Origin of the sequence: Prauserella alba (assembly GCF_024171735.1) — a bacterium.
Classification (GTDB): domain Bacteria; phylum Actinomycetota; class Actinomycetes; order Mycobacteriales; family Pseudonocardiaceae; genus Prauserella; species Prauserella alba.
Map to the genome: position 1 here is coordinate 1,554,583 of NZ_JAMTCH010000003.1, position 20,836 is coordinate 1,575,418.

At 70.9% G+C, this 20,836-nt stretch carries 19 protein-coding genes and 2 pseudogenes; 14 read left to right on the forward strand and 7 right to left on the reverse strand.

Annotation, left to right across the window (positions count from 1 at the left end; translation table 11 throughout):
- The first annotated feature begins 3 nt into the window (after nucleotides 1–3).
- The 3 genes from egtC to LY12_RS07135 all read left to right on the forward strand — a co-directional run bounded on the left by egtC (nucleotide 4) and on the right by LY12_RS07135 (nucleotide 2,498).
- A complete protein-coding gene (gene egtC, locus LY12_RS07125; RefSeq protein WP_253854165.1) occupies nucleotides 4–777 on the forward strand; it encodes an ergothioneine biosynthesis protein EgtC in 774 nt (257 codons plus the stop codon).
- The gene (gene egtD / locus LY12_RS07130; RefSeq protein WP_253854167.1) at nucleotides 774–1,745 is read left to right on the forward strand and encodes an L-histidine N(alpha)-methyltransferase; all 972 of its coding nucleotides are present in this window, start codon (nucleotides 774–776) and stop codon (nucleotides 1,743–1,745) included. The genes egtC and egtD overlap by 4 nt, the downstream gene beginning before the upstream one ends.
- Before the next feature lie 207 nt (nucleotides 1,746–1,952).
- On the forward strand, nucleotides 1,953–2,498 hold the full coding sequence (locus LY12_RS07135) for a nitroreductase/quinone reductase family protein (RefSeq protein ID WP_253854169.1): 546 nt from the start codon (nucleotides 1,953–1,955) through the stop codon (nucleotides 2,496–2,498).
- Here LY12_RS07135 and LY12_RS07140 read toward each other — a convergent pair.
- From LY12_RS07140 to LY12_RS07150, 3 genes are all read right to left on the reverse strand, one after another.
- Nucleotides 2,470–3,030 (reverse strand): GNAT family N-acetyltransferase, encoded by a 561-nt coding sequence (locus tag LY12_RS07140; RefSeq protein ID WP_253854171.1) that lies wholly within the window; start codon nucleotides 3,028–3,030, stop codon nucleotides 2,470–2,472. The genes LY12_RS07135 and LY12_RS07140 overlap by 29 nt on opposite strands.
- 318 nt (nucleotides 3,031–3,348) lie before the next feature.
- Nucleotides 3,349–4,026: an NAD(P)H-dependent oxidoreductase gene (locus LY12_RS07145; RefSeq protein WP_253854172.1), complete on the reverse strand. Its 678-nt coding sequence runs from the start codon at nucleotides 4,024–4,026 to the stop codon at nucleotides 3,349–3,351.
- A gap of 47 nt (nucleotides 4,027–4,073) precedes the next feature.
- Complete coding sequence (locus LY12_RS07150) at nucleotides 4,074–4,613, reverse strand: TetR/AcrR family transcriptional regulator (protein WP_253854173.1); 540 nt, start codon at nucleotides 4,611–4,613, stop codon at nucleotides 4,074–4,076.
- Nucleotides 4,614–4,707: 94 nt separating this feature from the next.
- On the opposite strand from LY12_RS07150, the gene LY12_RS07155 reads away from it, so the two are divergent.
- Nucleotides 4,708–5,304: a hypothetical protein gene (locus LY12_RS07155; RefSeq protein ID WP_253854174.1), complete on the forward strand. Its 597-nt coding sequence runs from the start codon at nucleotides 4,708–4,710 to the stop codon at nucleotides 5,302–5,304.
- A 177-nt stretch (nucleotides 5,305–5,481) separates the two neighbouring features.
- On the opposite strand, the gene acnA is transcribed toward LY12_RS07155, so the two are convergent.
- On the reverse strand, nucleotides 5,482–8,307 hold the full coding sequence (gene acnA / locus LY12_RS07160) for an aconitate hydratase AcnA (protein WP_253854175.1): 2,826 nt from the start codon (nucleotides 8,305–8,307) through the stop codon (nucleotides 5,482–5,484).
- 298 nt (nucleotides 8,308–8,605) lie between these two features.
- Between acnA and LY12_RS26235 the strand changes: the two are divergent.
- Both LY12_RS26235 and LY12_RS07165 read left to right on the forward strand, forming a co-directional pair.
- A pseudogene (locus LY12_RS26235) lies at nucleotides 8,606–8,818 on the forward strand (nitroreductase family protein); the annotation flags it as partial.
- Between the two features lie 160 nt (nucleotides 8,819–8,978).
- Entirely contained in the window at nucleotides 8,979–9,272 is a 294-nt protein-coding gene (locus LY12_RS07165) for a nitroreductase family protein (RefSeq protein WP_253854176.1), read from the forward strand.
- A 111-nt stretch (nucleotides 9,273–9,383) separates the two neighbouring features.
- Here LY12_RS07165 and LY12_RS07170 read toward each other — a convergent pair whose 3' ends face one another.
- Nucleotides 9,384–10,877, reverse strand: coding sequence for a flagellar basal body protein FliL (locus tag LY12_RS07170; protein WP_253854177.1), 1,494 nt, complete (start codon nucleotides 10,875–10,877; stop codon nucleotides 9,384–9,386).
- Between the two features lie 283 nt (nucleotides 10,878–11,160).
- The gene (locus tag LY12_RS07175; protein ID WP_253854179.1) at nucleotides 11,161–11,673 is read right to left on the reverse strand and encodes a hypothetical protein; all 513 of its coding nucleotides are present in this window, start codon (nucleotides 11,671–11,673) and stop codon (nucleotides 11,161–11,163) included.
- 155 nt (nucleotides 11,674–11,828) lie between these two features.
- On the opposite strand from LY12_RS07175, the gene LY12_RS07180 reads away from it, so the two are divergent.
- From LY12_RS07180 to LY12_RS07200, 5 genes and pseudogenes are all read left to right on the forward strand, one after another.
- Nucleotides 11,829–13,208 carry an NlpC/P60 family protein gene (locus tag LY12_RS07180; protein ID WP_253854180.1) on the forward strand — a complete coding sequence of 460 codons (1,380 nt, stop codon included), beginning with the start codon at nucleotides 11,829–11,831 and terminating at the stop codon, nucleotides 13,206–13,208.
- Nucleotides 13,205–13,588, forward strand: a pseudogene (mobA, locus tag LY12_RS26350) (molybdenum cofactor guanylyltransferase); the annotation flags it as partial. The gene LY12_RS07180 and the pseudogene mobA, both read left to right, overlap by 4 nt.
- A 481-nt stretch (nucleotides 13,589–14,069) precedes the next feature.
- Entirely contained in the window at nucleotides 14,070–15,143 is a 1,074-nt protein-coding gene (locus tag LY12_RS07190; protein ID WP_253854182.1) for an AAA family ATPase, read from the forward strand.
- A gap of 9 nt (nucleotides 15,144–15,152) precedes the next feature.
- Nucleotides 15,153–16,142 carry a DUF58 domain-containing protein gene (locus LY12_RS07195; RefSeq protein ID WP_253854184.1) on the forward strand — a complete coding sequence of 330 codons (990 nt, stop codon included), beginning with the start codon at nucleotides 15,153–15,155 and terminating at the stop codon, nucleotides 16,140–16,142.
- Nucleotides 16,139–17,122, forward strand: coding sequence for a VWA domain-containing protein (locus tag LY12_RS07200; protein WP_253854185.1), 984 nt, complete (start codon nucleotides 16,139–16,141; stop codon nucleotides 17,120–17,122). The genes LY12_RS07195 and LY12_RS07200 overlap by 4 nt, the downstream gene beginning before the upstream one ends.
- A 32-nt stretch (nucleotides 17,123–17,154) precedes the next feature.
- On the opposite strand, the gene LY12_RS07205 is transcribed toward LY12_RS07200, so the two are convergent.
- Nucleotides 17,155–17,631: a tRNA (cytidine(34)-2'-O)-methyltransferase gene (locus tag LY12_RS07205; protein WP_253854186.1), complete on the reverse strand. Its 477-nt coding sequence runs from the start codon at nucleotides 17,629–17,631 to the stop codon at nucleotides 17,155–17,157.
- 330 nt (nucleotides 17,632–17,961) lie between these two features.
- On the opposite strand from LY12_RS07205, the gene fabG reads away from it, so the two are divergent.
- The 3 genes from fabG to LY12_RS07220 all read left to right on the forward strand — a co-directional run bounded on the left by fabG (nucleotide 17,962) and on the right by LY12_RS07220 (nucleotide 20,803).
- On the forward strand, nucleotides 17,962–18,666 hold the full coding sequence (fabG, locus tag LY12_RS07210; protein ID WP_308292078.1) for a 3-oxoacyl-ACP reductase FabG: 705 nt from the start codon (nucleotides 17,962–17,964) through the stop codon (nucleotides 18,664–18,666).
- A 165-nt stretch (nucleotides 18,667–18,831) separates the two neighbouring features.
- Complete coding sequence (gene fabI / locus LY12_RS07215; RefSeq protein WP_253854188.1) at nucleotides 18,832–19,599, forward strand: enoyl-ACP reductase FabI; 768 nt, start codon at nucleotides 18,832–18,834, stop codon at nucleotides 19,597–19,599.
- A 157-nt stretch (nucleotides 19,600–19,756) separates the two neighbouring features.
- The gene (locus LY12_RS07220) at nucleotides 19,757–20,803 is read left to right on the forward strand and encodes a ferrochelatase (protein WP_253854977.1); all 1,047 of its coding nucleotides are present in this window, start codon (nucleotides 19,757–19,759) and stop codon (nucleotides 20,801–20,803) included.
- The last annotated feature ends 33 nt before the right edge of the window (nucleotides 20,804–20,836 follow it).

The following is a 20,836-nucleotide window of genomic DNA, read 5'->3' on the forward strand; positions in this document are numbered from 1 at the left end:
GCGGTGTGCCGGCATCTCGCATACCTCGGCACGCCGACCTCGCCCGCCGGTCCGCTGCTGAGCGCGCCGCACGCGCTGCTCGTGCAGTCCTACGCTCCCGCGGACATGCGCGGTGGGGGCACCGTCAACGCCGACGGATTCGGCCTCGCCTGGCTGGCCGACGACTCAGGACCGCCGGTGCAGTACCGCCGCGCGCGTCCGCTGTGGACCGACGATGCGCTGCCGCGGCTCGCCGAGACGCTGCGGTCGCCGGTGTTCGTCGGGGCGGTGCGGTCGGGCACCCCTGGCATGCCGGTCGAGGAGGCGGCGTGTGCTCCGCTGGTCGACGACCGGTGGATGTTCAGCCACAACGGCGTGGTCGCCGGCTGGCCGTCGTCGGTCGCGGGACTCGCGGAGAAGCTGCCGGTCGTCGACCTCCTGGGGCTGGAGTCACGCACGGATTCGGCGTTGCTGTGGGCGTTGTTGCGCCGCCGGCTGGCCGAGGGCGGTGAGCCCGTGACCGAAGTGGCCCGGTTGGTGTCCGATGTGGACCGGGCCGCGCCGGGGTCCAGGTTGAACCTCGTGCTCGCAGGCCACGACCTGCTGGTCGCGACGGCGTGGCGCCACTCGCTGTCGGTCCGCGCAGCGGCCGACGGCGTGAGCGTTGCCTCCGAACCCCACGACGGCGACCCGCGGTGGCGGCCCGTGCCGGACGGGCACGTCGTCGTCGCCCGCCGGGACACCACCGGCGAGGTCACCAGCACGACACTGCCCCTGGACGAACGGAGCTCCGCGTGAACGACGTGATCATCGAACGACACCGCACCGGTGAGGACCTGACCGCGGCGCTGCGGCGCGACGTCAGGGAAGGACTGTCCGCGCCGCAGAAGTGGTTGCCCGCCACCTGGTTCTACGACGCGCGGGGCAGCGAGCTGTTCGAACAGATCACCGCGCTGCCCGAGTACTACCCCACGCGCGCCGAACGGGAGGTGCTGCTGCGCGAGGCTCCCGCGATCGCGGCGGCCACCGGGGCGCGCACGCTCGTGGAACTCGGTGCCGGGTCGAGTGAGAAGACGCGTGCCCTGCTCGACGCCCTGCGGTCGGCGGGCACGTTGACGGGCTTCGTGCCCCAGGACGTGTCGGCCTCGGCGCTGACCGAGGCTGCCGAGGCGATCGCCGCCGACTACCCGGACCTGGCCGTGCACGGTGTCGTCGGGGACTTCACCGTGAACCTCGGCGAGCTGCCCGGGGCGCCGCCGCGAGTGGTGGCGTTCCTCGGCGGCACGATCGGCAACTTCCCGCCCGCCGAGCGCGCGGCGTTCCTGCGGTCGGTGCGCGCGGTGCTGAAGCCGGGGGAGTGGCTGCTGCTCGGGACCGATCTCGTCAAGGATCCCGCCACGCTCGTGGCCGCCTACGACGACGCGCGCGGTGTGACGGCCGAGTTCAACCGCAACGTGCTCACGGTGCTGAACGCCCGACTGGGCGCGGACGCCGACCCGGCCGACTTCGACCACGTGGCGGTGTGGGACGACGAGCACGAGTGGATCGAGATGCGGCTGCGGGCCCGTCGTGACCTCGTGGTGCACGTCCCGGGCGCCGGACTGGACGCCGAGTTCCGCGCGGGCGAGCACCTGCGGACGGAGGTCTCCGCCAAGTTCCGGCCCGACGGTGTGCGGGCCGAACTCGCCGACGCGGGTTTCGCCCGCGAACACTGGTGGACCGACGAGGCGAACCGGTTCGGCGTCTCCCTCGCCCGCGCCGTGTGACCCGCGTGTCCTGCGCTCACCACCGCGTGTTCTGCGGCCGGTGCGCCGGCACGGCGGATCGACCCTCGTGGCGGCGGAGCGGCTCGGTGGTCCACGCCGTGTGCCGCCGCCGTAGTTCCGCCGTGAGGCCGGCGCGCGGGGATCGGTTGCACAACCGGCGGGAAACCGGCGTGCGGCAGGTGCCTCGGGAATGATCGAATGTCCGGTATGCGGAACCCTCTGCCCGCCGTCGCCCGGGTGCTGGGCCGACGACGGTCGTTGATGAAGCTCGCCGAGGGCATCGTGTGGGCCGATACCCGCCTGCACCGAGCCTCGCGGGGACGGGCCAGTCTCGTCGGCATCGCCGGCTTGCCGTCGCTGCGGCTGACCACGACGGGGCGGCGTACCGGACAGGCGCGGGAGAACAATCTGCTCTACATGCCCGATCGTCAGGCCCCGGCTGACGAAGCCCGAGGCGACGAACCCGCCGGCACCGAGGCAGGCGGGGGCGAGGTCTTCGTCGTCACGGGGTCGAACTGGGGCCGCGCCCACGACCCGGCCTGGGCGCTCAACCTGCGCGCCTGCCCGGACGCGCGGGTGCTGGTACACGGTCGTGACATCCCGGTGCGGGCCCGTGAACTCACCGGTCTGGACCGCGACGCCATGTGGCGTCGGCTGTTGGCGTTCTGGCCCGGCTACGGCATGGAACGGGAGCAGGCGGGCCGTGCGTTTCCGATCTTCGTGCTCACGCCGGTCGTGGATCGCTCGCGATGATCCCCATCACGATCACGTCGTGCCAGATGCCGTCCCAGTGCAGCGCGCTGCGATGGATGCCTTCCCGGACGAATCCGCACTTCTCGTAGACCCGCTGGGCGCGGACGTTGAAATCGAACACCTCGAGGCCCACGCGGTGCAGACCGGCGACGTCGAACGCGTAGTTCAGCACCATCCGCGTCGCCGCGGTGCCGTACCCGCGGCTGAAGACCTCGGGGCCGAGCAGCGAGATGCGGTAACCCGCGGTGGCGTTCGGCGCGTCCAGTTCGTGCAACACCGCCTCGCCGACGAAGGCGCCCGTGTCCGCGTCCGTGATGGCCCAGTCCGCGCGGTCGTGGTGGTCGGCCCGGGTGGCGAGGTGCCGCCTCACCTCCTCGTCGGTGAACGTGTGGTGCGTCCCGGTCAACCGGCGGCCGACCGGGTCGTCGAGCATCCTCCGCACGCCGTCGAAATGCTCCTCGGCGAGGGGGACCAGACGCAGCCGGTCGTCGGTCAGGTTCGGCAGGTCGCGAAAGACGTCGGAGGGGATCACTCCGACACGGAACCATCACCACCGCCGGCGCGCGACCGATTAACGCCTCCGGCGGGCGCGTCGCACGACAGGTCCCGACCACGCGATCGCACCGGCCGCCGGCCGCGAACGGCGCCGGGAGCCGGAAGGCTCACGCCGTGTGTCGCGTGGAACAGGGCTTGGCCGGGAGGTTCCGCAGCACGTACTGCGGGATGCCGCCGTTGCGGTAGTGGTTCGTGCTTGCCCGGATACCGATGGCCCGCGTACGTGACCTGCAGCGGCGCTGCGCAGCGGACCCGTGGCCCAAGCAGCCGCCGTCTTCCTCGGACACCGGCCGGGTCAGAGCGATGACAGCATCCCCTGCCGAGCGGCCAGGTGGTCGGCCTTCGCCGTCCGCGCCACCCGGTCCGGCGCGAGGAATGCCTCGGCGATGCCACGCGCCTGAGTCAGCCCGGCCTCGCGCTGGGGTGCGTTGTGATCACCTTCGACGTCGTAGATGAGGTGACTCTCGACGTCGTCGATACCGCAATAGGCGAAGATGCCGACAGCGATCTGGGTGCGCATCGCCTCGTGGTAGCCGTATCTGTCGTAGGTGCGCTGCTTCGAACCGCCCACGCCGATGAGCACGGTGGGGATGCTCGGCAGCAGCGCGTGGAGAGGCTGCTTGCCGCGGTCGTTGACACCGGCGCCGTACTGGTACGCCCAGCCGCCGGTGAAGACACGCTCGATCCATCCCTTCATCATCGCGGGCATCCCCCACCAGTAGACGGGGTAGACGAAGGCGAGCCTGTCCGCGGCCTCGACCCGCCGGTGCATCTCGGCGATCCCGTCCGGGACCGGACCGCCCCAGAAATGCGCGTGGTCGGCGTCGGTGAAACGGGGATCGAAGCCCTCCCGGTGCAGGTCGAGGACGTCGATGGTGTGCCCTGCCCGTTCGAACGCCTCGTGGAAGGCCTCCATCACGGCGGCCGGGTAGCGATCGGTGAAGGGGTGGGAGAAGAGGGTCAGCAGATGCATGCGGACTCCGTTCGTCGGGACGGTGGCCTGACTCGGTTCGGCGTGACTCAGGAAGGCGTGGCTCCCATGAGCCCGCCGATGAGGGACTTCGCTGCGGCGTGTGCGGCGTCGATGGCCTGACGTCCGCGGTAGGACATCGCGGCCGTCGCTCCCTCGAACAGCACGAGCAGTTGTTCGGCCAGGACTGCGTCCGTCCGGCCGGTTTCGTGCTCGACGATGCGTGCCATGGCGCGCTGCAACAGGTCGCGGTAATCCGACACCGCGCGATCCACTTCCGGCGCGCTGCGCCCGTCCTCGCCCAGGGCTCGGAGGAACAGGCAGCCGCGCGCCCCCTCGGTGTCGGCCCAGGACGCCAGTGTCGCGAAGAGGTCCTCGATAGTCAGGACGTCGAAGGCCTGGTCGAAGCGTTCCCGGCGAGCATCCAGTACCGCGGCGATGAGACCGGTCTTGCTTCCCATGTGCTTGTACAGCGTGCGGGAGGAGACCCCGGATGCCTCGGTGAGCCGGTCCATGCCGACGCCGGCGAATCCGTGCTCGTCGAACACGGCCTCGGTGCCGGCGATGATGCGTTCACGAGTGGTCGTCACACCACCAAGGTATCACGATCGTTTTACCTTCGGCGCGAGAACGAACTGACGCACCGGATTGTCCGCGCACGTGCCAGTGGCGAGGATGCAACACATGGAGACCGACCCGCCGGCCGCGCGCTATTTTCCGTACGCCACCGAATCGATGGTCCGCGCCGCGTCGGACGCCGACAGGCCGGCTCAGGCCAGAGCCGTCCGCGATGCGCGCGCCAACGACATTGCCCGGAAGGTCGCTTGGCCGTTCTGGTATGCACCGGTGGTCAACGCGTTCACCCTGGCCACGCCACGGTGGCCCGTGGGCGTGATCGTGACCGTCGTCGGGATAGCAGTCGTCGCTGGGTCGTACGTCATTCGGGGACGTCGTCGCGACTCCGTGCGACGAGCCAATCGAACTATCGGCATTCCACTGCCCGACGACATGGTCGTCGAGCTCACAGAAGCAGGCCAGGCCGTGCATGCGATCGACGGGCTCTTCGACCTCGCAGAGCAGAACCCCGTCGTGTACGGCCGTGTCCGACGTGGTCAGCGGCAACTCACGGATCTCGAGGATGCCTACATCCGGCACCTTCTCGATGCGCGTCGACACTGGGTCGAGTCGAACTTCCCGGCTTGGCGTGATGCCGCCTCGGAAGCCACTGCCGCCGCTGACCGCCTTGGTGCGGAGATCCAGACGCTCCACGAAGGGGAGTGACTCGCGTTGGGGTAGCGCCCGGGATGCTGCCGTTCCCCTGATCCGAGGTATCGAAGGACGCCGCCTTCGACTCCTCGAAACCCGACGACCCCCGCAACGCCGTGACATTCAGGGCGTTGCGGGGGTCGCTGGGCTCCGCGGTCTTCGCCTGGCAGGGCGCCTGCGGCGGATACGGAATCAGGACGTGGTCAGGTTCCGCAGCACGTACTGCAGGATGCCGCCGTTGCGGTAGTAGTCCGCCTCCCCGGGGGTGTCGATGCGGACGTCGGCGTCGAACTCGACCTGCTGGCCGTCGGCCTTGGTGGCCGTGACCTTGACCGTCGACGGCGTCACACCGTTGTTCAGCTCGGTGATGCCGGCGAAGTCGTAGGTCTCCGTGCCGTCCAGGCCCAGCGAGGACGCCGAGGAGCCCTGCGGGAACTGCAGCGGCACGACACCCATGCCGATCAGGTTCGACCGGTGGATGCGCTCGAACGACTCGGCGATCACCGCGCGCACGCCCAGCAGGCGTGTGCCCTTGGCCGCCCAGTCACGCGACGACCCGGAGCCGTACTCCTTGCCGCCCAGCACGACCAGCGGCGTGCCCTCCGCGGCGTAGTTCTGGGCAGCGTCGTAGATGAACGCCTGCGGGCCGCCCTCCTGCGTGAAGTCGCGGGTGTAGCCGCCCTGGACCCCGCCCTCGACGACAGCGTCGAGCAGCAGGTTGCGCAGCCGGATGTTGGCGAACGTGCCGCGGATCATCACCTCGTGGTTACCGCGGCGCGAACCGTACGAGTTGAAGTCCTTGCGCTCGAGGCCGTGCTCCTTGAGGTACCGGCCCGCGGGCGAATCCTCCTTGATGGCGCCTGCGGGGGAGATGTGGTCCGTGGTGACCGAGTCGCCCAGCAGCGCCAGGACGCGGGCACCGGAGATGTCGGTGACCGGCTCCGGCTCGGCGCCCATGCCCTCGAAGTACGGGGGCTTGCGGACGTAGGTGGATTCCGCATCCCACTCGAACGTCTTGCCCTCGGGTGTGGGCAGCGCCTTCCAGCGCTCGCCGCCGTCGAACACGTCGGAGTAGTCCTTGGTGAACATCTCCTGCGTGATCGCCGAGTCGATCGTCTGCTGGATCTCCTGCGGCGACGGCCAGATGTCGCGCAGGAACACGTCGCGTCCCTGCTCGTCCTGGCCGAGCGGCTGGTTCTCGAAGTCGAAGTCCATGGTGCCCGCGAGTGCGTAGGCGATGACCAGCGGCGGCGAGGCCAGGTAGTTCATCTTGACGTCGGGGTTGATCCGGCCCTCGAAGTTGCGGTTACCGGACAGCACCGAGACGGCCGTGAGGTCGTTCTCCTGGATCGCCTGCGAGATCTCCTCCGGCAGCGGACCGGAGTTGCCAATGCAGGTCGTGCAGCCGTAGCCGACCAGGTGGTAGCCCAGCTTCTCCAGGTACGGCCACAGGCCGGCCTTCTCGTAGTAGTCGGTGACGACCTGCGAACCCGGGGCCATCGACGTCTTGACCCACGGCTTGGCCGACAAGCCCTTCTCGACGGCGTTGCGGGCCAGCAGCGCGGCGCCGAGCATGACCGACGGGTTCGAGGTGTTGGTGCACGACGTGATCGAGGCGATCACCACGGCGCCGTGGTCGAGCACGAACTCGCCGCGATCCTCGGACGTGACCGTGACCGGCTTCGACGGGCGGCCGTCGGCACCGTTGGCGGCCGACTGCACCGCGACGGAGTCCTCGTCGGCGAACGACAGCGCGGGCGCGTCGCTGGCCGGGAAGCTCTCCTCGACCTTCTCGTCGATCTGGGTGTGCGGCGTGGCCTGGTCGTCCTGGACGTAGTCGCGCACCGACTTGCGGAACGAGGCCTTGGCGTCGGTCAACTCGATGCGGTCCTGCGGGCGCTTCGGACCGGCGATGGACGGGACGACCGTCGACAGGTCCAGCTCCAGGTACTCGGAGTACTCCGGCTCGTGGGCCGGGTCGTGCCACAGGCCCTGCTCCTTGGAGTAGGCCTCGACGAGCGCGAGCTGCTCCTCGGAGCGGCCGGTGAGCTTGAGGTACCGGAGCGTCTCCTCGTCGATGGGGAAGATCGCGGCGGTGGAGCCGAACTCGGGGCTCATGTTGCCGATCGTGGCGCGGTTGGCCAGCGGCACGGCGCCGACGCCGTCGCCGTAGAACTCGACGAACTTGCCGACCACGCCGTGCTTGCGCAGCATCTCGGTGATCGTCAGCACGACGTCGGTCGCGGTGGCGCCGGGCGGGATCTGGCCGGTGAGCTTGAAGCCGACGACCTTCGGGATGAGCATCGACACCGGCTGGCCGAGCATCGCGGCCTCGGCCTCGATGCCGCCGACGCCCCAGCCCAGCACGCCGAGGCCGTTGACCATCGTGGTGTGCGAGTCGGTGCCGACGCAGGTGTCCGGGTAGGCCTGGCCGTTCCGGGCCATGATCGTGCGCGCCAGGTGCTCGATGTTGACCTGGTGGACGATGCCGGTGCCCGGCGGGACGACCTTGAACTCCTCGAAGGCGTTCTGGCCCCAGCGCAGGAACTGGTAGCGCTCCTTGTTGCGCTCGTACTCGATCTCGACGTTGCGCTCGAACGCGTCGGCGCGGCCGAAGATGTCGATCACCACCGAGTGGTCGATGACCATCTCGGCGGGCGCGAGCGGGTTGACCTGGTCCGGGTCGCCGCCGAGGGCCGTGACGGCCTCACGCATCGTGGCGAGGTCGACCACGCACGGCACGCCGGTGAAGTCCTGCATCACCACGCGGGCGGGCGTGAACTGGATCTCGGTGGACGGGTCGGCCTGCGGATTCCAGTTGCCCAGGGCGCGGATGTGCTCCGCGGTGATGTTGGCGCCGTCCTCGGTGCGCAGAAGGTTCTCGAGGAGAATCTTCAGGCTGTACGGCAGCCGCTGCGAGCCCTCGACCTTGTTCAGGCGGAACACCTCGTACGAGGCGTCGCCGACCTTCAATGTGTCGCGAGCGCCGAAGCTGTTTTTGCTGGCGGGTGCAGTCACGTCTCACTCCATGCGGCGGTTAGTTCGGGTACCCAGGGCCGAGTCTTGCGCACCCCCGTCGCGCCCGCAGAGGTGGGCTCGGACAATCCCTGCGCCATAAACAGTACGCTTGTCCTTTTTTTGGTTCAAGCAAGGGTGCGGCCCGATCTCGCCGGAAACGTGTGATATCCGCCGCCGTTCCGGTTCGCCTCGTGCGCAGCGACGCCGGAGCTGATCACCGATCCCCGTAGGCTGCCTGCGGCCGGGCGGTGGGCAGCCGGCCCGTGCCGCGACCACCGACGACTGGGAGGAACCGACCATGACCGACGGCGCGACCGCCGACCCCGGATCCCGCGACGAGGTGCCGAGTGCACTCGACGTGCTGCATTCGACGCCGGCCCGCCGCTACCTCTCGCCGGACCCGATTCCGGACGAGGTGCTGTGGGAGATCCTGGATGCCGCCGTCCGAGGCCCCTCCGGTGGGAACCGGCAGGAGTGGGGCTGGGTCGTGGTCACCGATCCGGAGGTGAAACGCCGGATCGCGCCCTGGTACCGCGACAACTGGGAGCGCGCCTACGGACACCGCCGGGACGAGTTCCTCGCGGGCACGGCCGAGGGGTTGAGCCCGGCCGGTTTCCGGGGCGCCGAGCACCTGGCGCCACCTCGAAGACGCACCGGTGTGGGTGTTCCCGGTGCTGCGGGGAGCGGCGGCGGCCGCCGACCCCCGCACGGGCGCCTCGATCTACGGCGCTGTGCAGAACCTGTGCCTGGCTGCGCGGGTTCACGGCGTCGGCACGTCGCTGACCACGCTCTACGCGGGCCACGAGGACGAGCTGCGCGCGCTGCTCGGACTGCCCGAGGACGCGTTGACGATGGCGCTGGTCCCGATGGGCTACCCGGAGCGCGGCCGGTGGGCCCGGCCGAAGCGGGCCCCGGTCGAGGACGTCGTGCACTGGGGCACGTGGGGTGTCCACGCCCGGCGCTGACACCCGGTCGCCTTACCCGCGAGAACGGGCCCCGGCACCCGTGAAGTGGTGCCGGGGCCCGTCGTCCTCGGTCCTGAGGTAGTCAGTCCTGAGTTCGTCCGTCCGCCGGGCTCAGTAGCCGCTCTCGAGCATGGCCTTGAAGTCCTCCGGCTGCATGCTCCGGACGACCGTCATGCCCAGCTCGTTCAGCGTGCGTACGGGACTGACGTAGTGCTTGCCGTCGACCTCCGTGGTCACCACGCCGACGCCCTGCTTCATGACCCCGTCGGCGAGGTTCGAGATCATCTGCGCGGCGGCAGGCGGCATGTCGCCGGCGTCGGCCGCAGCCTGCCGGGCGATGTCGTCGGCACACATCCGCTGGCTCCTGCCCTGGGCCTGCATCTCGTAGCAGTCGCCGGACTTGGCGACCGTGACGGTGCTGCCCTGGACCGAGACGGTCACCGACGTGATCGTGGCGCGCGTGCCGCCCGTGATCTCGGCGGTCTCCGTCTGCAGGTCGGTGACCTCCGCGTCGGGCGGGCCTTCGAAGTCGCCCGCCGCGTCGACCAGCAGCGGGCCCACGTCGTGCAGCACCGCCATCTCGTCCGGCGGAAGCAGCTTGATGACGCCTTCGAGATCGCCGTCGAGCGCCGCGTTGACGACACCCTTGACGGCGTCATCGGGGGAACCGGCGCCTTCCGCGGGGATCGACTGCGACGGCCACTCGAGGCCTTCTTCCTGCAGGACGTTGTCGGCGATCGTGTAGAAGAGGCTCGGATACCACTCGCCGTTCTCCTCGACGGCGGCGACGCGGATCGGTTCGTCCACGTCCTCGGCGATGTCGATGGTCGTGGTCTCCTCGTCGACAGGTGCGTCCGCGAGCAGCTGTTCCTTGACCTCGGGCGTCAGTGGCAGCTCGGCGGCGTTGCCCTTGATGGTGATCGTGCCGCCCGTGAGCTTGGTGATCGTGACGCGGTCGTTGACCTGCTCCTCGCCCTGTTCGTCGAAGCGCAGATTCTTGGTGGTGATGCTCAGGCCGCTGAGCTGTTCGGGGTCGGCGTCCTCGGTGAGCACGCCGAGGCGCTTGTACTCCGCGACCGCTTCGTCGAGCGAGTCGGTCAGCAGCCGCGACTCGGACGGGGCGAAGGTCGTCAGGGTCCCCGCGAGGTCACCGCCCTCGAACGACGTCGCGAGCTTGCGCACGGCGTCGGTCGGGGAGGAGGCACCCGCGGCTACGGAGCTCTGCTGGAAGAACGCGAAATAACTGCCGACGGCACCGGCGGCGACCACGAGTGCCACGACGAGCCCGATGATCAGCCCGCGCTTGCGTCCCTTACCCGGGGGCTGCGGTGCGGAAGCGTAGCCGCCCTGCTGGTCGCCCGCGTACTGGCCGGGCTGGCCGTAGGGCTGCTGCGGATATCCCTGCTGCCCGTATCCCTGCGGGGGTTGTCCGTACGGCGGCTGGCCGCCCTGTGGCTGGCCGCCGTACGGGTAGCCGCCCTGCTGTGGCTGGCCGTACTGGGGCTGGCCGTACTGGGGACCCTGCTGTCCGTACGGTCCCTGCTGGCCCGGGTAGCCGCCGGGCTGGTTCGCCCACGGGTCCCCGGGGCCTTGTGGAGTGGTCACGATTCCCGCCTGTCTGTCTTGATCTCTGTCTGCGTCGATCCCTGCTTGCGTTGATACCTGCGTGTGTCGATCCCTGTCGGTGTCTGTCCTGTGTGTCCTGTGTGTGTCGAACCCGGTGCGTGCACTGTTCCGGTGCGTGTTCTGTTCCGTTGTCCGGCGGCCGCCCGCGACGCGTGCACGAGGTGTGCTCGCCGGGCTCCCGTCACCGGGAATCCGAACGGTCGGTGACGCCCCCTCCGCGTGTCGTGCTCTGCATGTCGTCGCCGGTGGTGCCGCCGGTGTTTCAGCCGCGTCGTGGGCCGCCGGCCGCGGCCCACTGCGCCCCGCCGCTCCCACCGGCTCCGCGTGCTCGTCCGGCCACGGCCACGGTGCCGATAGCGGCGACGGCCGCCAGGCCCGCGCCGATCGCGGTGACGACGGGACCGGTCGGGGCGATCCCGATCGGCCCCTGATCACGTTCGCCGGCTTGGACGGCGACGAGCACCGCGACGGTTCCCATTGCGAGCGACAGAATCAGGCACAGCAGGGCGGCGGTGCGGACGAACCGCGTCACGAGGAGGGCGGCGCACACCGCCGCGGCCAGCGGAACGGCCGCCCACCCGGCCAGTGCCTGCTCGGCCCCGCCCGCCAGCCGGAAGTGCTCGATCAGCCCGGCCGTCTCGTAGCTGCTCCGCGCCACGTCGCCGGACTGGAACCACGGCAGGAACGTGCCCACCACGGCGACGACGATGCCGACGCCGGTCAGTGCGGTCGCGGCGACGCGGGTCACGACGGCGTTCGGGCGCGTGGCGGACATGTCCCTCATCTTGCCGGGTTTGCCGGACATTCCGGACGTGGGTCCCCCACTACGGGGAAATGTGACGAGCGAGACCGATGTTTCGTCTGTGGCGAATGGTGATGCAGTGGTGGTGATGGCACAGTTCTGCTCGGAGTAGCAGGAGGTGGGATCGGATGCGGACGAGCGTGGGCCGGACGGTGCAGTCGTCGGCGTCGCAGTCGACGGCGCGGCCGGGCGGGACGAGGTCCCGGCGCAGCTTGGCGGCGGGAGCGTTCGTGCTCGCCGTGCTGGTGGGCGCGCCGGGTACGGCCGTCGCGGTGCCACCGCCCCCGCCCAACCCGAGCGACGCGGAGCTCGAAGCGGGCCGGGCGGAAGCCTCCGAGAAGGCGGGTCAGGTCGGACGGCTCACCAGTCGGCTCGCCGACGCCGACGCCAAGCTGACCACGCTGCGGAACCGAGTGGAACGGAAGCTGGAACAAGCAAACAAGGCCAGGGTCGATCTGCAGCGCGCGCGGGCGGCCGCCGATACCGCCGCGTCCCGCGCCGAGTCGGCGAGGGCCGAGGTCCGGACCGCCTCGGGGGCCATCCGGAACGCGCGCCAGTCCCTGGACCGCTTCGTGTCGGCGAGTCACCGGCAGGGCACCACGATCGGTTCGTTGAGCGCCTACCTGGGCGCCGACTCGCCGAAGGATCTGCTCGCGCGCGAGCAGCTGCTGGGCGCCGTCGGCGACAGCGAACTCGACGCGCTCGGCAGCATGAAACGTGCCCAGGTGCGCAAGTCGAACAAGGAGGCCGCGGCCAGGCAGGCACTCGAGAAGGCGCGCAGGAAGCGCGCCGAGGCCGCAGAGGCCAAGACCGCGGCGGAACAGGCCCAGCAGGCGGCCGTCACGGCGCGTAGCAGGCAGGCCGCCAAGGCGGAGGAACTGCAGGCCGAGAAGGCGGCCGTCGAGCAACAGCTCAGCGAGGCTCGCGCGCACGTCGGCGGGCTCGAAGGGCAGCGCGAACGCTACCGGGAATGGCTCGCCGAGAAAGAGGCCGAGGAGGAGGCGCAGGCGCAGGCCGCCGCCGCAGCGGCGGCAGGAGGGGGCGGTTCCGCCCCGGCCCCGCAGGCCCAGCCCGCCTCGGCACCGGCGGGCGCGAGCGTCGAGGCCGCGGTGCAGCGCGCGATGTCGCAACTCGGCGTGCAGTACGCCTGGGGCGGCGGCAACGCGCACGGCCCGACGTACGGCATCCGTGACGGCGGCGTCGCCGACGCCCACGGCGACTACGCCAAGATCGGCTTCGACTGTTCGGGCCTGATGATCTACGCGTTCGCCGGGGTGCAGGCGTTGCCGCACTACAGCGGCTACCAGTACGACTCGGGGCGCAAGGTGCCGCTGTCGCAGATGCGTCGCGGCGACATGCTGTTCTGGGGCAACGGCGGCATCCACCACGTCGCCATGTACCTGGGCAACGGGCAGATGATCGAGGCACCGTACTCCGGCGGCCACGTCCGCGTGGTTCCGGTGCGGTACGGCGACATCCTCCCGTACGCCACGCGTCTCATCGGGTGACGACGCCGGCCGGGGCCGCGACGCGGCGTTCGCCCGGTGCTCCGGAGCCCTACGCGGGCCTCGTCGTCGCGGGCGGCGAGGCCCGCCGGCTCGGCGGGGTGGACAAGCCGATGCTCGAGATCGGCGGTCGCACCCTGCTCGCACGCTCCCTCGACGCGCTCTCCGGCGCCGACCCGGTCGTGGTGGTCGGGCCGCGGCGCGCAGGCGTGAGCGGTGCCGGGATCCGGGTGCGGTGGACGCGGGAGGACCCTCCCGGCGGTGGTCCGGTCGCGGCCCTGGCCGCAGGCCTGGCCCTCGTCGACCGGTCGCGCGTCGTGGTGCTGGCCGCCGATCTGCGCGGCATCACGGCCACGGCGGTGGAACGCCTGCTGGGCGCACTCGACCGCGACCAGGGTGGTGACCCCGAGGGCTCCGGTGCGCCGCAGGGCGGCGGAACCCTCGACGACACGGTCCCGGCCGACCCGGCCGACCCGGCTGCACCCGGCACGACCACACCCGGCGAGGCGGGCGGGCACCGCACCGGCGCGGTGGACGGCGCCGTGCTGGTCGACGCCGGTGGTCACCGGCAGTGGCTGGCCGGCGCGTGGCGGACGGCCTCGCTGCGTGCGGCGCTTCCCGACCGGCCGGCCGGGCTCGCGTTGCGCCGGGTGCTGGGCGGTCTGACGATCGTCGACGTGCCCGCCCTCGGCGACGAGGCTGCGGACGTCGACACGCCCGGCGACCTGCCGTGAGGCCGGAGCGGTTCACAGTCGTCATACCGCGTGTCGGGTTCCATGGGACCCTCCACCTCACCCAACGGGCACGCGCCTGCGAGCGGTACGGTCCCGGCGAGAGGGAAGATCACCGGCAAGGAGGTTAGGTGTGACCGAGCCCGGCACCCCCGACAACGCGAACGGGGCGGAACCCGGCGCACCGGCACGCGACGCCCAGCTGCTCGAACGGACCGTGTTCGAGGTCAAGCGGGTCATCGTCGGCCAGGACCGGTTGGTCGAGCGCATGCTGGTGGGGTTGCTCGCGAAAGGTCACCTCCTGCTGGAAGGTGTGCCCGGTGTCGCGAAGACCCTCGCCGTCGAGACGTTCGCGAAGGTCGTCGGCGGGTCGTTCTCGCGCGTGCAGTTCACGCCCGACCTCGTGCCGGCCGACATCCTCGGCACCCGGATCTACCGCCAGGGCAGCGAGAAGTTCGACGTGGAGCTCGGCCCGGTGGTCGCGAACTTCGTACTGGCCGACGAGATCAACCGTGCGCCCGCGAAGGTGCAGTCGGCGATGCTCGAGGTGATGGCCGAACGGCACGTCTCCCTCGGCGGGGAGACCTTCCCGATGCCGGACCCGTTCCTCGTGCTCGCCACGCAGAACCCGATCGAGAACGAAGGCGTGTACCCGCTCCCGGAAGCGCAGCGCGACCGGTTCCTCTTCAAGATCATCGTCGAGTACCCGACGGCCGAGGAGGAGCGCGAGATCGTCTACCGGATGGGTGTGGCCGCGCCCGAGCCGCAGACGGTGCTCACCCCCGACGAACTGGTCCGGCTGCAGGGCGCGGCGTCGCAGGTGTTCGTCCACCACGCGCTCGTGGACTACGTGGTCCGCCTCGTCCTCGCCACCCGGACCCCGAACGACCACGGCCTGTCCGACGTCGCCGGCTGGGTGTCCTACGGCGCCTCACCGCGCGCCAGCCTCGGCATCATCGCCGCGGCCCGCGCGCTCGCACTCGTGCGCGGGCGTGACTACGTGCTGCCGCAGGACATCGTCGACGTCGCCGGGGACGTGCTGCGCCACCGGCTGGTGCTGTCCTACGACGCGCTCGCCGACGGAGTGCCCCTCGACCACATCGTGAGCCGCATCCTGCAGACCGTGCCGTTGCCCCAGGTCACCGCGAGGCCGCAGGGTCCGCAGGGCGGCCAGCCGCCCGTCGCGGCCGGCGCACCGGGCAGGTAACCGGTCGACATGGCGCGCACGAACGACCCCGTGGATCCGCCCGCTGCGGGCGGGAGCGGTGCCGGCAGCAGGGAAGGACGTCCGCCGTGGGCTCCGCCCGTGCTCCGGGGTGACCGGCTGGCGGCGGGGCTGCGGACGCTCGAACTCGAGGTCCGCGGCCGGCTCGACGGGCTGCTCCAGGGCAACCACCTCGGCCTGGTGCCGGGGCCAGGGTCGGAACCGGGGGAGGCGCGGCCGTACCAGCCCGGTGACGACGTGCGGCGGATGGACTGGGCCGTGACCGCCCGCACCACGACGCCGCACATCCGCGAGACGATCGCCGACCGCGAGCTGGAGACGTGGATCGTCGCGGACGTCTCGGCGAGCCTCGACTTCGGCACGGCCGCGTGTGAGAAACGTGATCTCGTCGTCTGCGCCGCCGCGGCGATCACACATCTCACACTGGGCGGCGGGAACCGGGTGGGCGCGCTCATCTCGAACGGCGCGGAGACCGTGCGGGTGCCGGCCAGGGGAGGGCGGGCGCACGCCCGCAACCTGGTGCGCCGGATCGCCGAGATGCCCCGTGCCGTCGAGGGCACGCGCGGCGACCTGGCCGAACTCGTCGACCAGCTGCGCAGGCCGCCCCGTCGCCGTGGGCTCGCCGTGGTCGTCTCCGACTTCCTGGGCGACACGGCGTGGCAGCGGCCGTTGCGGGGACTGTCAGGGCGCCACGACCTGATCGGGGTCGAGGTGCTCGACCCGCGGGACGTCGACCTGCCCGAGGTCGGTGACATCGTGCTGGCCGACCCGGAGACCGGCAGGCAGCGCGAGGTGCACGCATCGGCGCAGCTGCGCAAGGAGTTCGCCGCGGCAGCGCAGCAGCACCGCGGTGACGTGGCCCGTGCGCTGCGCCAGGCAGGGGCGGGGCATCTCGTGCTGCGTACCGACTCCGACTGGATCGCCGACACGGTGCGGTTCGTGGTCGCCCGCAAACGCGGCTGGTCGGGAGCGGCGTCATGAACCTGACCGGCTTCTCCGCACCCTGGTGGTTCCTGCTGCTGATCGTCGTCGCCGCGGTGGTGGTCGGCTACGTCGTGGCGGTCCGTTCCCGCCGCAAGCGGACGATGCGGTTCTCGAACCTCGCGCTGCTCGAACGGGTCGCGCCGAGTGGAAGGCGGTGGACCCGGCACGTGCCGTCGGCGCTGCTGGTGGTGTCGCTGCTGTTGCTGACGTTCGCCCTCGCCGGGCCGACGGCGGAGCAGAAGGTCCCGCGGAACCGGGCGACGGTCATGCTCGTGATGGACGTGTCGCTGTCGATGGAGGCGACCGACGTCGAACCCACGCGGCTGAAGGCGGCGCAGGACGCGGCGTCGCAGTTCGCCGAAGGGCTCACCCCGGGCGTGAACCTCGGGCTGATCTCGTTCGCCGGCACGGCCACCGTGCTGGTGGCGCCCACGACGGAACGGGACGGGGTCACCCACGCGATCCGGAATCTCAAACTGGCGCAGTCCACGGCCACCGGTGAGGGCATCTTCGCGGCGATGCAGTCGGTCGAGAGTTTCTCCGCCGTGGTCGGCGGCGCGCAGGGGCCGCCCCCGGCCCGGATCGTGCTCATGACCGACGGGAAGCAGACGGTGCCGCAGGACGAGTACGCCCCCCGCGGCGCGTTCACGGCGGCGACGAAGGCGAAGGAGAAGGACATCCCGGTCAGCACGATCTCCTTCGGCACCTCGCACGGCAGCGTCGAGATCGAAGGCAAGGACGTGCCGGTGCAGGTCGACGACGCCTCGATGCGGGAGATCGCGCGCCTCTCCGGGGGCGACTTCTACAAGGCCGCCACGGCCGAGGAACTCGACGAGGTCTACGAGAGCCTCGGTGAGCAGATCGGGTACGAGACCAAGGACACCGACGCCAGCAGACCCTGGGTGGTGCTCGGCACGCTCGTGCTGTTCGGCGCCGCGGCCAGCTCGCTGTTGATCGGCAGGCGCCTGCCCGACTGACCGCGCCTGCCGAGCGGATCGGATGCCGGGCCTCAGCTCCCGGACGGCCGGGCTCCGGGGAACCCGTGCTGGCGCCAGGCCTCGTACACGGCGATCGAGGCGGTGTTGGTCAGGTTCAGCGACCGCGACGTCGACAGCATCGGCAGGTGCACGCGCTCGCTGATCGCGGGATCGGCGAGTACCTCGTCCGGCAGGCCGGTCGATTCGGGGCCGAACAGCAGCACGTCGCCGTCGGTGTAGGACACGTCGGTGTAGAGCCGGTCGCCTTTCGCGGTGAAGGCGTAGACGTTCGCGGGCAGCAGCGTTTCCCAGGCCGCGTCGAGGCTCGGATGCACGTGGACGTCGGCCAGGTCGTGGTAGTCGAGCCCGGCGCGGCGCAGCTGCTTGTCCTCGAATCCGAAGCCCAGCGGTTCGATCAGGTGCAGTTGGCAGCCGGTGTTGGCCGACAGCCGGATCGCGTTGCCCGTGTTGGGCGGGATCTCGGGGTGGTAGAAGACGACCCGGAACACGTCGGTGGCTACTCCTCGTACGTACGGTGCGGGGTGCGTGGCGTCGTGTGCGCTCGGTGCGGGCGCCGGACGGCTGCACCGATTCTGCCGACCGCGTCCGGCGGATCGCGCGCGGGTTTGTCCCGTGCTCCCGTGGTCGGCGCGGCGACGAGCAATGGGGAAACAGCGGCCCGCCCCACGGCGCGGACCCGCCGTGGGGCGGGCCGGGGCCGTGTGGCGAAGGCCATGGCCGGCGCGGCCGGGTTACCTGCGGGTACCGGCAACCGGCGGGGCCGATGCCGGATAGCCTCACGGCGGACATTTGCCATGCGGCGTGAGGAGAGGTTTCTCGTGGGACGGTCGGTTCTGGTCACCGGAGGCAACCGCGGCATCGGACTGGCGATCGCGCGCGGTCTCGCGGATGCCGGACATCAGGTGGCGGTGACCCACCGCGGATCGGGAGCCCCCGAGGGGCTGTTCGGCGTGGAGGCCGACGTCACCGACGGTGAGCAGATCGACGCCGCGTTCACCGCGGTCGAGGAGCATCAGGGCCCGGTGGAGGTGCTGGTCTCCAACGCCGGCATCACCGACGACACGCTGCTGATGCGGATGAACGAGGAGTCGTTCACCCGCGTGGTCGACGCCAACCTCACCGGTGCCTACCGCGTCGCCAAGCGGGCCACCCGCGGCATGCTGCGGGCGAAGTGGGGCCGGCTCGTGTTCATCTCGTCGGTCGTCGGCATGTCCGGCGGCGCGGGCCAGGTGAACTATGCGGCGAGCAAGGCGGGCCTGGTCGGCGTGGCCCGCTCCATCACGCGCGAGCTCGGTTCGCGCAACATCACGGCGAACGTCGTCTCGCCGGGCTTCATCGACACCGACATGACAGGTGAGCTGACCGAGCAGCAGCGGGAGTCGGCGCTGGCGCAGATCCCGGCGGGCCGGTACGGCAAGCCGGAGGACATCGCCCACATGGTGCGGTTCCTGGCTTCCGACGACGCGGCCTACGTCAACGGTGCCGTGCTTCCGGTCGACGGCGGCCTCGGTATGGGGCACTGACCGCACGCGAGCCACTCGACCCCGCGCGAGACACTGGGCGCGCGTGCGCACCGCGGCTCGCGCACGGGATTGCGGCTGCACGCATCGGTCATCCGAGCCGCGCCGCATTCCGCTCAATCGGCATCACCGCCGCCACCATCGGTACACAGCGAAGGGAAGAACTCCGTGTCGGGACTGCTCGAAGGTAAGCGCCTGCTGATCACCGGCGTGATCACGGACGCGTCGATCGCGTTCCACGCCGCGAAGACGGCGCAGGAACAGGGTGCGCAGGTGGTGCTGACCGGCTTCGGCCGGATGTCGTTGATCGAGCGCATCGCCAAACGACTGCCCGAGCCGGCGCCCGTGGTCGAACTGGACGTGCAGAACCCCGAACACCTCGACACGCTCGCCGACCGCGTGGGCGAGCACGTCGACGGGCTCGACGGCGTGCTGCACTCGATCGCGTTCGCGCCGGAGAGCTGCCTGGGCTCGCCGTTCCTGGACGCGCCGTCGGAGGATGTCGGCAAGGCCGTCGACGTGTCCGCCTACTCGTACAAGGCGCTCGCGAAGGCGGTGCTGCCGTTGCTGAGTTCCGGTTCGGCGCTCGTCGGCATGGACTTCGACGCCCGCGTCGCCTGGCCTGCCTACAACTGGATGGGAGTCGCGAAGGCGGCACTGGAGTCGGTCAACCGCTACCTCGCGCGTGACCTCGGTCCCCACGGGGTGCGGGTGAACCTCGTGTCGGCGGGGCCGGTCAAGACCATGGCGGCCAAGTCGATCCCGGGATTCGGCGAACTCGAGGACGGCTGGGGCGACCGTGCGCCGCTGGGCTGGGACACCACCGACCCGACACCGGTGGCGAAGACGATCTGTGCGGCGCTCTCGGACTGGATGCCCGCCACGACCGGCTCGATGATCATGGTTGACGGCGGGGTGCACGCCACCGGTCAGTAGCCGCGGGCCGCGGGCCGCGGCGGCGCCGGGGCGGTGCACGATGCGCGGGCGACGGGTTCGTCCGAATCGGCCCCGGCGCGGGCGACGGTCGGCCTCGCCGCACCACAGGGCCGACCCGGTGCCGCGTGCGGTGGGCCACAGCGGAAAGATGGGCACCGTGAGTTACGACGCGCTGCTGTGGTTGTCGTTCGGCGGACCGGAGGGCCCGGACGACGTGATGCCGTTCCTGGAGAACGTGACGCGGGGCAGGGGAGTGCCGCGCGAACGGCTCGAGGAAGTGGCCGAGCACTACCGGCACTTCGGCGGGGTCTCGCCCATCAACCGCCTCAACCGGGAGGCGATGGCGGCGGTGGAGGAGGAACTGGCCGCGCGCGGTGTCGAACTGCCCGTCTACTTCGGCAACCGCAACTGGCATCCGCTGGTGGAGGACACCCTCGAACGGATGCGCGCCGACGGTGTGCAGCGGGCGCTGGTCTTCCCGACGAGCGCCTACGGCGGCTACTCGGCGTGCCGCCAGTACGACGAGGACATCGAGCGCGCCCGCGCCGCCGTCGGTGACGGTGCACCGGAACTGCTGAAGCTGCGCCAGTTCTTCGATCACCCGCTGTTCGTGTCCGCGAACGCCGACGCCGTCCGGGCCGCCCACGCGGAGCTCGACGGGCGTCCGGCGCGCACGGTTTTCACCGCGCATTCCATCCCGACGGCCGCGGATGCCGCGGCTGGACCGCCGGAGACGGGCGGGCAGCGGTACTCGAAGCAGGTGTTCGAGGCCGCACGGCTCGTGGCGGCACAGTCGGGTGTCGAGGAGCACGACGTCGTGTGGCAGTCCCGGTCGGGGCCGCCGCACGTTCCGTGGCTCGAGCCGGACATCGTCGACCACATCGACGCGTTGCACGAGCAGGGCGTGCGGGACGTCGTGGTGAGTCCGATCGGCTTCGTCTCGGACCATCTCGAGGTCGTGTGGGATCTCGACAACGAGGCGGCCGACCGGGCGGCCGAGCTCGGGATGGGCTTCGCCCGTGCGGCCACTCCGAACGGGGACCCGCGGTTCGCCGAACTCGTCGTCGAACTCGCGCAGGAGCACCTCACCGGTGGGGGAGCGCGCAAGCTGTCGGAGGCCTTCCCGGTGGCAGGGTGCACGCTGAACGGTGCGCCGTGCGCGGAGGGATGCTGTGCGCCGGTGAGGCGCCCGGCGACGAGCTGAGCGTTCCGCGCGTCCGGCCGGTGGGTGGACACC

Excerpts from the sequence above, each read along its gene's own strand:
- LY12_RS07180 (WP_253854180.1), top strand. The coding sequence starts at position 11,829 with ATGCGGACGAGCGTGGGCCGGACGGTGCAGTCGTCGGCGTCGCAGTCG.
- LY12_RS07195 (WP_253854184.1), top strand. The coding sequence starts at position 15,153 with ATGGCGCGCACGAACGACCCCGTGGATCCGCCCGCTGCGGGCGGGAGC.
- LY12_RS07145 (WP_253854172.1), bottom strand. The coding sequence starts at position 4,026 with ATGCATCTGCTGACCCTCTTCTCCCACCCCTTCACCGATCGCTACCCG.
- LY12_RS07200 (WP_253854185.1), top strand. The coding sequence starts at position 16,139 with ATGAACCTGACCGGCTTCTCCGCACCCTGGTGGTTCCTGCTGCTGATC.
- LY12_RS07155 (WP_253854174.1), top strand. The coding sequence starts at position 4,708 with ATGGAGACCGACCCGCCGGCCGCGCGCTATTTTCCGTACGCCACCGAA.
- LY12_RS07175 (WP_253854179.1), bottom strand. The coding sequence starts at position 11,673 with ATGTCCGCCACGCGCCCGAACGCCGTCGTGACCCGCGTCGCCGCGACC.
- LY12_RS07135 (WP_253854169.1), top strand. The coding sequence starts at position 1,953 with ATGCGGAACCCTCTGCCCGCCGTCGCCCGGGTGCTGGGCCGACGACGG.